Annotated in this window: 11 protein-coding genes and 1 pseudogene; 8 read left to right on the forward strand and 4 right to left on the reverse strand. The window is 65.9% G+C overall.

Going from position 1 to position 11,258, the window contains the following annotated elements; genetic code table 11:
- Window positions 1-72: 72 nt before the first annotated feature.
- Window positions 73-1,509, forward strand: a complete 1,437-nt coding sequence (locus ACK4OE_RS16015) for a GntP family permease (RefSeq protein WP_409885959.1) — start codon at window positions 73-75, stop codon at window positions 1,507-1,509.
- A gap of 10 nt (window positions 1,510-1,519) precedes the next feature.
- On the opposite strand, the gene ACK4OE_RS16020 is transcribed toward ACK4OE_RS16015, so the two are convergent.
- Complete coding sequence (locus tag ACK4OE_RS16020; RefSeq protein ID WP_409885961.1) at window positions 1,520-2,089, reverse strand: DUF2062 domain-containing protein; 570 nt, start codon at window positions 2,087-2,089, stop codon at window positions 1,520-1,522.
- 156 nt (window positions 2,090-2,245) lie between these two features.
- Window positions 2,246-3,070: a TatD family hydrolase gene (locus ACK4OE_RS16025; RefSeq protein ID WP_409885963.1), complete on the reverse strand. Its 825-nt coding sequence runs from the start codon at window positions 3,068-3,070 to the stop codon at window positions 2,246-2,248.
- Window positions 3,071-3,171: 101 nt separating this feature from the next.
- Between ACK4OE_RS16025 and ACK4OE_RS16030 the strand changes: the two genes are divergently transcribed.
- From ACK4OE_RS16030 to ACK4OE_RS16050, 5 genes and pseudogenes are all read left to right on the forward strand, one after another.
- A complete protein-coding gene (locus tag ACK4OE_RS16030; protein WP_409885965.1) occupies window positions 3,172-4,104 on the forward strand; it encodes a S1C family serine protease in 933 nt (310 codons plus the stop codon).
- 169 nt (window positions 4,105-4,273) lie between these two features.
- Window positions 4,274-5,269 carry an AAA family ATPase gene (locus tag ACK4OE_RS16035; RefSeq protein WP_409885967.1) on the forward strand — a complete coding sequence of 332 codons (996 nt, stop codon included), beginning with the start codon at window positions 4,274-4,276 and terminating at the stop codon, window positions 5,267-5,269.
- 21 nt (window positions 5,270-5,290) lie between these two features.
- Window positions 5,291-6,301: a DUF58 domain-containing protein gene (locus tag ACK4OE_RS16040; RefSeq protein WP_409885969.1), complete on the forward strand. Its 1,011-nt coding sequence runs from the start codon at window positions 5,291-5,293 to the stop codon at window positions 6,299-6,301.
- A 59-nt stretch (window positions 6,302-6,360) separates the two neighbouring features.
- Window positions 6,361-7,404, forward strand: coding sequence for a VWA domain-containing protein (locus ACK4OE_RS16045; protein ID WP_409885971.1), 1,044 nt, complete (start codon window positions 6,361-6,363; stop codon window positions 7,402-7,404).
- A gap of 37 nt (window positions 7,405-7,441) precedes the next feature.
- Window positions 7,442-7,689 (forward strand): annotated as a pseudogene (locus ACK4OE_RS16050) (hypothetical protein).
- Window positions 7,690-7,760: 71 nt separating this feature from the next.
- Here the strand turns inward: ACK4OE_RS16050 and lolD are convergent.
- Together lolD and ACK4OE_RS16060 are read right to left on the reverse strand one after the other, a co-directional pair.
- Window positions 7,761-8,492, reverse strand: coding sequence for a lipoprotein-releasing ABC transporter ATP-binding protein LolD (lolD, locus tag ACK4OE_RS16055; RefSeq protein ID WP_409885973.1), 732 nt, complete (start codon window positions 8,490-8,492; stop codon window positions 7,761-7,763).
- Window positions 8,485-9,738 carry a lipoprotein-releasing ABC transporter permease subunit gene (locus tag ACK4OE_RS16060; protein ID WP_409885975.1) on the reverse strand — a complete coding sequence of 418 codons (1,254 nt, stop codon included), beginning with the start codon at window positions 9,736-9,738 and terminating at the stop codon, window positions 8,485-8,487. Before ACK4OE_RS16060 ends, lolD begins: the two co-directional genes overlap by 8 nt.
- Before the next feature lie 80 nt (window positions 9,739-9,818).
- On the opposite strand from ACK4OE_RS16060, the gene ACK4OE_RS16065 reads away from it, so the two are divergent.
- Together ACK4OE_RS16065 and ACK4OE_RS16070 are read left to right on the forward strand one after the other, a co-directional pair.
- A complete protein-coding gene (locus ACK4OE_RS16065) occupies window positions 9,819-10,775 on the forward strand; it encodes a phosphoglycerate mutase (protein ID WP_409885977.1) in 957 nt (318 codons plus the stop codon).
- The coding region (locus tag ACK4OE_RS16070) for a DHH family phosphoesterase (RefSeq protein WP_409885979.1) at window positions 10,772-11,258 on the forward strand (487 nt) is incomplete at its 3' end. The genes ACK4OE_RS16065 and ACK4OE_RS16070, both read left to right, overlap by 4 nt.

Consider the following 11,258-nt stretch of genomic DNA (forward strand, 5'->3'; position numbering starts at 1 on the left):
ATCAAGCCTGAGCGCCTCATGGGCCGTAGGATGAAACGTCTTTCACCGCACGCCCAACGCATCCGCCCCTTCATGAGCAGCATCCTTGGCATCCTTGTCTCTCTCGGCCTGCTGATCGCACTGGCCTACCGCGGGGTGAGCGTGTTGCTGCTGGCTCCGCTGATGGCGCTGGTTCCCACCTTGTTCAGCGCCGACGCACCCCTCATGGCCAGTTACACCCAGGTGTTCATGCCCGCGCTGGGCGGTTTCGTGGTGGCATTCTTCCCGCTGTTTCTGCTGGGTGCCGTGTTTGGCAAGCTGATGGAAGCCTCTGGGTCGGCCAGCGCCATCGCCCAGGGCATTGTGGGCGTGCTCGGCACCCAACGGGCTTTGGTGGCCATTGTGGCGGCTTGCGCGGTGCTGACATATGGCGGGGTGTCGCTGTTTGTGGTGGCGTTTGCGGTGTATCCCATCGCAGCGGCCTTGTTCCGGCAGGCCAACCTCCCACGGCGCCTGATGCCCGCCACCATTGCGCTGGGGGCTTTCACGTTCACCATGACGGCCTTGCCGGGTACGCCAGCCATTCAAAACGCGATTCCCATGCCGTTCTTTGGCACCACCCCATTTGCTGCACCCGGCTTGGGCCTTATTGCGGGCGCGGTGATGGCGGGCCTGGGCAGCTGGTGGCTGCTGGCGCGCGCCGCGTCAGCCAAGGCACGGGGCGAAGGCTACGACGCAGGTGATGCCGATGACACACCTGCCACCAACATGCGGCCTACCGAACACGATGCGCCTGGCGCTCTGCCCGCAGCAACCGGACTTGGTACCCCGCCGTTTGCACGGGCCATGGCGCCCATCGTGCTGGTGATCGTCCTCAACTACGCGCTGTCGACCTGGCTGTTTCCGGCGATGGATACGCACTACCTGGCGCAAGACAAGTTTGGCAGCACCAACATCCAGGCGGTGCGCGGGCTGTGGGCCGTCAGCGTGGCGCTGTTTGCGGCCATTCTGCTGCTGGTGGCGCTGGAGCGGCCGCGGCTGCCCCGGTTCAAAGACACACTCGGCGACGGCGCCAGCGCAGCGGTGCTGCCGCTGATGAACACCGCCTCGCAGGTGGGATATGGCGCTGTCATCGCATCGCTGGCCGGGTTTGCGCTGATCCGGGACACCGTGCTGGGCATCGCGCCCGGTAATCCGCTGATTTCACTGTCCATCGCGGTCAATGTGCTGGCAGGCATTACGGGGTCTGCCTCGGGCGGTATGAGCATTGCACTGCAAACGCTGGGCGCCACCTGGCTGGCCATGGGCAACGCTGCAGGAATCTCGCCCGATCTACTGCACCGGGTCACCGCCATCGCCACGGGCGGGCTTGACGCACTGCCCCACAACGGCGCAGTGATCACATTGCTGTCGATCTGCAAGCTCAGCCACCGCCAGTCCTATCTCGATATTTTTGTGGTGGCTGTGGCCATACCGCTGCTGGCGTTGGCGGCCGTGGTGGCGCTGGGCACGGCGCTGGGGTCGTTCTGACAACCCCGTGTTATGGGCTGTCTGCGCCAAGCCCAACGCGTGTGCGCCGTTTGCGGCGGGACCATTTCACCCTCACAAACCAGATCCACGTCACCAGCAGGTAAGTGAGCAAGCCCACAGCGGTCGCCACCAGTGCGAGCCCCAGCATCAGGGGTTTTCCCACACTGCGCAGACGCTGCACCAGTGTCTCCCACCACCCACGCTCGGGCGATTCTTCCAGCTTGACTTCGGCCAGCCGGGGCTCTTCGCCGGGGCGTACGGGCTCGCCCAAAATGGCGCTGCCCAGCCGCCACGCGGCGTAGTAGACGGGGCCAAAGGTGACGGGATTCGTCACCAGCGTGCTGGCCACCGCCGCAGGTACGTTGGCACGCAGCACCACGGCAGCACCGGCAGCGAAAGGGATCTGAGCTATGGGGATGAGCAAACCGAAAAATACGCCCAGCGCCATGCCCATTGCAATGCCACGGCGGCTCATGTGCCACAGACGGGGGTGGTGCAAAGCGGGGCCCAGCCAGCGCAGCCAGCGGTTGCCGCGCAGTGCTTCAGGGGTGGGCATCAAGCGAAGCAGGCGTTGTTTCATGCGGTCTTCACAGGTCTATCAGGGGCCATCCACGGGTGCGCCGTTTTGCAACGCATACCGTTCAAATGTTACCGGCCCCATATTGCCCCTTCCACGCCCTTGCCAATGGCTTGCCGTGCACCCGCAAACGCACGAAGGCAACCAGCCCCCGGCAAATCACAACCCCAACGCCGCCAGCCTGGGCAAGGCCGACACCGCATTGCGGGTGGTGGCCTGGGCCAACTGCTCTAGCGGCTCGCCGCGCAGCTGAGCCACCTGCTGCGCAATGCGCGGCAACTCTCCGGGCGTATTGCGCCCCTGCAGATGACCTGCAGAGCGATCTGCAGCGGTGACATACAACCAATGCGGGGGGATATCCGGCGCATCGGTTTCCAGCACCAGGGCGTCGGCGGGCAGTTCGGCCGCCAGGCGGCGCAACTGCAGAGCGCGGTCGTACGTCACGGCACCACCGAAGCCGAGCTTGAAGCCCATGGCCACAAAGGCGTGTGCCTGCTGCAGGCTGCCGTTGAACGCATGGGCGATACCACCTTGCACTGGTAAATCACGCAGCCCCTTGAGCAACTTGTCTGCAGAGCGGCGCACATGCAGGATCACGGGCAGGTCAAACCGGCGGGCCAGCTGCAACTGGGCACGGTAAAAGCGCTCCTGGCGCGCGGGGTCCAGGCCCGGCACAAAGTAGTCGAGTCCGATCTCGCCAATGGCCACGAGACGCGGGTCGGCACTGTGCTGCTCCAACATTTCTGCAAGCGAAGCAACATCCCCATCATCGGCGCGACCGGTGTACAGCGGATGGATACCCAGCGCATAACTGTCCCCATACTGGTGCGCCAATGCGCGCACCGTGTTCCAGTTGCTGCGCTCCACCGCAGGAATTACACAATGGCCTACGCCTTGGCCCGTGGCGGCATGGCGCACGGCATCGCGGTCGGCATCGAACTCGGGCGCATCCAGGTGGCAGTGGGTGTCAATCCATACAGTCATGCAGGGATGATGCCCGATGAAACCCCGCAAGTGCATTTGGCAACGATCCGTGCTACCGTGAAAACCGTGCGCCCGTTTGCGGCGCAAGTAAAGGTGACAGGATGCCCCGGCCCGCCCTCTACAGCAGTTCCCGCAATGCGCGCCGCCCCGCCCCCGAGACGGTCGAACCGGTGGCTGCGCCAGCCACAGAGTCGGCGGCTTACGCAACGCCGCCAGATGCCCCCGCAAAACAGGTAGGCGCCAACATCTCGCGGCGCCACCTGCGCACGCTGTGGGTCGTGGTGGCGCTACTGACCGCCCTGCTCATCGCCAGCCTGTGGCAACACCAGCGCCCCGCCGCTCGCAAGATCACCCAGGAAGACATTGACGCGGCTGTGCTGCGCACGCTGGAGAGCACCACCCTGCCCTCGGCCGCAGCGCGGGCGGTGGATGCGATTGCACCGTCGGTGGTGCGCGTGGTGGGCTATAGCCGCGGCAAAAACGGCAAAGAAGAAGTGGAGCGCGGCGTAGGCACCGGTGTGGTCATCGTCGACAAAGGAATCATCCTGACCAACCTGCATGTGGTGCTGGGCTCGGACCGCATCGCGATCACCTTCCACGACGGGCTGGAGACCACCGCCAGCATCACCGGCGCGCAGCCCGAGAACGACCTGGCAGTGCTGCAGGCCCACAAGGTGCCCGACGATCTGGCGGCAGCGCCCATGCGGTCCACCCAGGACCTGCGCGCGGGCGATCAGGTGGTGGCCGTGGGCTTTCCCTTCGGCATCGGGCCCTCGGCTTCGGCGGGCGTGGTGTCCGGGCTCAAGCGCGAGTTCACGTCGCCAGAAGGCAAACGCCAGCTCAGCAATCTCATCCAGTTCGACGCTGCCGCCAACCCGGGCAACTCCGGAGGGCCGCTGGTCACCATGGATGGCGAGGTTGTCGGCATCGTCACTGCCATCCTCAACCCGACACCGGCCCGCACATTCATCGGCATTGGTTTTGCCGTGCCGATCGAGAACGCCGCCTCGGCGGTAGGCATGCCACCGTTTTAGTATGAAGCACCCCCTGAGTCGCTTCGCGCCTTCCCCCTCTCCTTCGGGAGGGGGACGCACCCGGTGGCCTGGCAAAGCCAGTTCCACGGGTGCACTGGCTTGGTTCGCGCCAGTCTCGACGGCTGGAAACGGTCCGCAACATCGTTGATCACTGACAAGGAAAGAAACCATGGAAGCCACACCCAACACCGCCACGCTGATGGAACAGGTGCTGTACGAAGTCAAACGCGTGGTGGTCGGCCAGGACCGCTTTCTGGAGCGCGTCATGGTCGCCATCCTGGCGCAGGGACATCTGCTGGTGGAGGGCGTTCCGGGCCTGGCCAAGACGCTGACGGTGAAGACGCTGGCCAGCACCATCCAGGGCAGCTTCAAACGCATCCAGTTCACGCCCGACCTCGTGCCCGCCGACTTGGTGGGCACCCGCATGTACAACCAGAAGACGGGTGAGTTCAGCACCACGCTGGGCCCCGTGTTCACCCACCTGCTGCTGGCCGATGAAATCAACCGCGCCCCGGCCAAAGTGCAGAGCGCGCTGCTCGAAGTGATGCAGGAGCGCCAGGTGACGATTGCGGGCGAAACGCACAAGGTGCCCTCTCCCTTCCTGGTGATGGCCACGCAGAACCCCATCGAGACCGAAGGCACGTATGCCCTGCCCGAGGCCCAGGTGGACCGCTTCATGATGAAGGTGCTGCTGGGCTACCCCACCGAAGAGGAAGAATTTGTGATCGCCCAGCGCGCGCTCGATCTGCCTGTGCAGGTGCTGCCCGTGGCCACCACCGCCCAACTGGCCGCGCTGCAGGCCGAATGCCGCACCGTGTATGTCGACCCGTCGATGCTGCAGTACGCCGTCAAGCTGGTGGCCACCACCCGCGTGCCTGCCAAACACGGGCTGAAGGAACTGGCGGGCTATATCAGCTGCGGCGCCAGCCCCCGCGCCACCATTGCCCTGGCCGAAGGCGCCCAGGCACTGGCCATGCTGCGCGGGCGCAACTATGTGCTGCCCGAAGACATGACCGACCTGGCAGCCGACGTGCTACGCCACCGCGTGGCTCTGTCATACGAGGCGCTGTCTGAAGGGCTGGATGCCGATGCGCTGATCGCCCGCATCATGGCCAAGATACCCGCGCCTGCCCGGCCGCTGCACCACGAGCAGAAAGCCGCCTGAAGGCGACTTGCGTTTTTCACCATGAGCACCACACCCGCCCCCGCACCCCGCACGCTGCCCACCCTGCCCGGGCAGGCAGACCGCCTGCTGCGCGAGCTGGAATGGAAGGTGATCCGCCGCCTGGACGGCCTGCTGCATGGCGACTACCGCACGCTGATGCGCGGCACAGGGCTGGACCTGGCCGACCTGCGCGAATACCAGCCCCATGACGATGTGCGCCACATCGACTGGAACGTGACCGCGCGCCTGAACATCCCCCATGTGCGGGTGTTCACCGAAGACCGCGAGATGTCGGCCTGGTTTCTGCTCGACCTGAGCCCGTCCATCAACTTCGGCCCGCAAGGCAATGCCAAGCGGGACATCCTGACCGGCTTTGTAGCGGTGTTGGCACGCCTGTTGACGCGCCACGGCAACCGCGTGGGCGCCATGCTCTACGGTGCAGGAGACACCGCTGCCCGCGCGGTGGACACCGTTTTGCCCCCCCGCAGCAGCCGCGCGCATGTGCTGCATTTGGTACACCAGTTGTTGACGCCGCCAGCAATGGCGGCGGGCCCGTCAAAACAAAAAGGCGGCGCTACCGAACTGCATCGCTTGTTGCAAACAGGCCTGGCCAGCGTGCGCCGCCGGTCAACGGTGTTTGTGGTGTCTGACTTCATCAGCGCACCCGGCTGGGAAAAGCCCTTGGCCCAGCTCGCCCAGCGCCACGACGTGGTGGCCGTGCGCCTGCTCGACCCGCTGGAGCTGGAACTGCCCGACGTGGGCCTGGTCACGCTGCGCGACGCCGAAAGCGGCGAACAACTGCAGGTGGACACACATGATGCGGGGTTTCGGCACCGCTTCGCCCGCCTGGCCGCCCAGCGCGAGGCCGTGCTGCGCGAAGGGCTGACCAAAGCAGGCGCCGACACGCTGGAGCTGTGCACCGATGACGACTTGGTGGACGCGCTACTGCGCTTCATGGACATGCGCCAGCGCCGCGTGCGCCGCCCTCTGGCAACGTCCCTGGCGTGGACAGCCGAACCCGTGGCTGCGTAAGTCAGTCAAGTCGCCCCACGCAACCCACCACCGAACCCACGCCCCAAGGACACGCCACCATGGTTTTTCTCTGGCCCACCCTGCTCTGGCTGCTGCTGGTAGTCCCCGTGCTGGTGCTGTTGTACTGGTGGCTGCTGCACCGGCGCAAGAAAACGGCGCTCAGCTATTCCAGCCTGTCTCTGGTGCGCGAGGCCATGGGGCCCGGCCAGCACCTGCGCCGCCACATCCCGCCCGCGCTGTTTCTGCTGGCACTGATCGCCCTGCTGCTGGCCGCTGCGCGCCCATTGGCCGTCATCACCTTGCCCTCGCAGGACCAGACCATCATGCTGGCCATGGACGTGTCGGGCAGCATGCGCGCGACCGATGTGGAGCCCGACCGCCTGACCGCCGCGCAAAACGCCGCCAAGGCCTTTATTACCGAGCTGCCCCGCCACGTGCGCGTGGGCGTCGTGGCGTTTGCGGGCAGTGCGCAACTGGCCCAGCTGCCCACGCAAAGCCGTGAAGACCTGGTCAAGGCCATCGACAGCTTTCAGCTGCAGCGCGGCACCGCCACGGGCAACGGCATCATGCTGTCGCTGGCGACCATCTTCCCGGACGCGGGCATCGACATATCCGCCCTGGGCGGCCGCCAGGCCATGCGCCCTCGCCCCATCGACGAGATCGGCAAACAGGACCCTGCCAAGTCCTTCACCCCCGTGGCACCCGGATCCTTCAACTCTGCAGCCATCATCATGCTGACCGATGGCCAGCGCACCACCGGCGTAGACCCGCTGGAAGCCGCCAAATGGGCTGCCGACCGCGGCGTTCGCGTGTACACGGTAGGTGTGGGAACGGTGCAAGGCGAAACCATTGGCTTTGAAGGCTGGTCCATGCGCGTGCGCTTGGACGAAGAAACGCTCAAGGCCGTGGCCACGCGCACCAACGCCGAATACTTTCATGCGGCCACGGCGGCCGACTTGAAGAAGGTGTACGAAACGCTCAGCTCACGGCTGACAGTCGAGAAAAAGGAGACCGAGATCTCTGCGCTGCTGGCACTGGCAGGCGCGGCGCTGGCCTTGCTGGCGGCGGCGCTGTCGGTGTGGTGGTATGGGAGGGTGATGTAGCAATGTCATCAACACATGTTCCAACCAGGAGACATCCATGCGTTCTCTGATCCGGGCCTCGGCCCTTGTGCTGCTTTCGATGGCTGCGGGCGCCGCGCTGGCCCACAACTGCCCAATGAAATGAAGGCCATCGACGCCAAACTGGCCACCAACCCCACGCTGACGGCCGACAACGCCGCCAAGGTCAAACAGTTGCGCGCCGAGGGTGAGATGCACCACAAGGCGGGCAAACACGACGATTCGATGAAAGCGCTGACGGGCGCCAAGAAGATTCTCGGCATCTGACCCCCACGCGGTCCACGCAGCCCACACGGCCCGCGCGCCTTGGCATGGCGGCGGTGCCAGCGGGGCGTGACCTAGCTCAACCGCCCCAGCACCAGCCGTACCACCCGGTCGCAGCGTGCGGCCAGTGATTCATCGTGCGTGACCATCACAAACGCCGTGCCCTGGTCTCGCGCAAGCTGCAGCATCAAATCGAACACGCCGTCCGCCGTGGTGCGGTCGAGGTTGCCCGTGGGCTCGTCGGCCAGCACACAGGCGGGCCGCGTGACCAGCGCCCGCGCAATCGCCACGCGCTGGCGCTCGCCACCCGACAACTCGGCGGGGCGGTGCATCAGGCGCTCTTTCAAACCGACGGAGGTGAGCACCCGCTCAGCCTCAGCATGGCACTGCGCCAGCGGCAGGCGGCGGATGCGCAGCGGCATGGCGACGTTGTCGAGCGCGCTGAACTCGGGCAGCAGGTGGTGGAACTGGTAGATAAAACCCAGGTGCTGGTTGCGCAGCTGGCCTTGGCGTTCTGCCGACAGCGAAGACATCTCTTCGCCCTTCAACCGCACCGTGCCCGACGTGGGCGCATCCAGCCCGCCCAGCAGATGCAGCAGCGTGCTTTTGCCCGAACCCGACGCGCCGACGATGGCCAGCGTTTCGCCCGCATGGATCTGCAGGTCCACGCCCTGCAACACGGTCACGTCCAGCCGACCTTCGGAAAACCGCTTGGTCAAGCCACGGGCTTCGAGCACGACCTGGTTTTTTAAGCCATTTTGGCCTTCAGCGCTTGATGGTATTGCGCTAGTAGCTACATTATTCATAGCGAAGGGCCTCGGCGGGGTTCACACGGCTGGCGCGCCAGCTGGGGTACAGGGTGGCTACAAAAGCCAGCACCAGCGAGATGATGCCGATGGGCATGATGTCGCTGCTCTGGGGTTCACTGGGCATCTTGCTGATGAGGTAGATGTCCTTGGGCAAGAAGCTCGCGTTCAGCGCCTTCTCGATGGCGGGCACGATCACGTCGATGTTGAAGGCGATACCGAGACCCAGCAGCAGGCCCACGGCCGTGCCGATGATGCCCACCATGGCGCCCTGCACGACAAAGATGCCCATGATGCTTTTCGGGCTGGCGCCCAGCGTGCGCAGGATGGCGATGTCAGCGCGTTTGTCGGTCACCGTCATCACCAGGGTCGATACAAGGTTGAACGCTGCCACGGCCACGATGAGCGTGAGGATGATGAACATCATGCGTTTTTCCAACTGCACTGCCGCAAACCAGGTGCGGTTCTGCTGCGTCCAGTCGCGGATGAGCAATTGGCCGCTGAGCGAGCCTGCGAGTTGCTGCGCCACCTCGCGCGCCTGGTGCAGGTCTTTAAGCTTCAGCCGCACGCCCGTGGGTCCCTCCAGGCGGAAGATGCGCTGCGCATCCTCGTGGTGCAGCAGCACCAGGGCAGAGTCGTATTCGTAGTGGCCCGAATCAAACGTGCCCGCCACCGTCATCTGCTTGAGGCGTGGCACCACGCCCGCTGGGGTGACCTGGCCTCCGGGGGCGATCAACGTGACCACATCGCCAGCGCGCACGCCCAGAGCGCGGGCCAGCTCGCCACCCAGCACCACGCGAAACTCGCCGGGGACCAGCAGGTTCAACGTTTTCTCGTTGGTGGCGGCCAAATCAGTCACCGAGCCTTCCAGCGCCGGGTCAATGCCGCGCACCAGCGCGCCTTTCATGTCCTCGCCGCGCGCCAGCAGCGCCTGCGCAGCCACAAAGGGCGCAGCGCCCACGACATTGGGGTTCGCCTTGGCCTCGGCCAGCGTGAGCGCCGGGTCAGCCAACGCAGCGCCCTGGGGCGCAAAAATCTCGATGTGCGAGACCACGCTGAGCATGCGGTCGCGCACTTCTTTCTGAAAACCGTTCATCACCGACAACACGATGATCAGCGCCGCCACCCCGAGCGCAATGCCCAGCATGGACACGCCCGAGATGAACGAGATAAAGCCGTTGCGCCGGGTGGCGCGGCCCGCGCGTGTGTAGCGCCAGCCCAGGGCCAGTTCGTAGGGAATTTGCATGGATTTGGAAAGAAGGGCCCACACGGTGCGGGTGCATACCGCGGGCCGGGGCAGATTGTGGCATCCCGGACAATAGGCCCATGTCGGACACCAACCATTTGCTCATTCCCTACGCCGCCAGCGCAGCCACCGGATGCCAGCAAGCCCTGCAGGGCCTGGCCCTGCCCCACCTGGACCGGCTTCTGGCCCGGCTCAGCCCCCATCCCACCCACAGTGACAGCGGCGAGGAGACCAGCTTCTCCGCCCCCCACGAACGCGCCCTGGCGCGCGCGCTGGGACTGCCAGCGCAGGACGGGCGCATCCCCTGGGCCGCGTGGCACCGCCACCAGCAAGGCCAGTCACCCAACGGTGACGCCTGGGCGTTTGTCACGCCCTGCCAGTGGCAGGTCAGCACCGACCACGTCACGCTGCGCGGGCCCGAGCAATTGGCCCTGGACGAAGCGGCATCGCGCGCTTTGCTCGCCATCGTGTCCCCCTGGTTTGCCGAAGACGGCATCACCCTGCACTACGACCAGCCCACGCGCTGGCTGGCCAGCAGCCCGCTGTTTGCCGACCTGGCCACCGCCTCGCTGGAGCGCGTGCTGCAGCGCGACGTGCGCGCCTGGATGCCGGATGCAAAGGCGGCCCGGACCCTGCACCGCCTGCACAGCGAGATGCAGATGCTGCTCTACACCCACGCTTTCAACGACGAACGCTCGGAGCGCGGGTTGCCGGTGATCAACTCGTTCTGGGTGCATGGCACCGGCGTCCTTCCATCTCCCGCTCCGTCTCCTGCCAACACACCGACCATCCCCAACACCTTGCGCGACGCAGCACTGAACGAAGACTGGCGCGCCTGGGCCGCCGCCTGGACCGCGCTGGACGCTGGCCCCGTGGCCGACCTGCTGCGCCAGGCCGAAAGCGGCGCGGCGGTGCAGCTGACGCTGTGCGGCGAGCGCAACGCGCTGGCCTTCCACACCGAGCCCCGGACGCTGGCCCAGCGTTTGCAAAGCTTTTTCAGGCCCCAGCGCTTTACAGATCTGCGCGAGAAGCTATGAAAATAATAGCAAGAGACATTCCCCCCCGCGCCGCCTGGGCGCTAGAGCAGGCCGGCGTGCACCCGCTGCTGGCCCGCCTGTATGCCGCGCGCGGTGTGCGTGCCAAAGACGAGCTGGACGACGGCCTGGCCCGCCTGCTGCCGCCCAGCGGCGACAAAGGCCTCAAAGGCATCGACACCGCCGCGCGCCTGCTGGCCGACGCCATGGCGCAAAACAAGCGCCTCGTCATCGTGGCCGACTACGACTGCGACGGCGCCACCGCCTGCGCCGTCGGTGTGCGTGGCCTGCGTTTGCTGGGCGCGCAGAACGTGGACTATCTGGTGCCCGACCGCGTGACGGACGGCTACGGCCTCACCGCCCCCATCGCACGCCGCGTGGCCGAGCGCGGGGCCGATGTGCTGATCACCGTGGACAACGGCATCGCCAGCGTGGAGGGCGTGGCCGAAGCCAAGGCGCTGGGCCTCACGGTCGTCGTCACGGACC

The organism is Acidovorax sp. (assembly GCF_046314175.1).
In the GTDB taxonomy this organism is placed as follows: domain Bacteria; phylum Pseudomonadota; class Gammaproteobacteria; order Burkholderiales; family Burkholderiaceae_C; genus Acidovorax.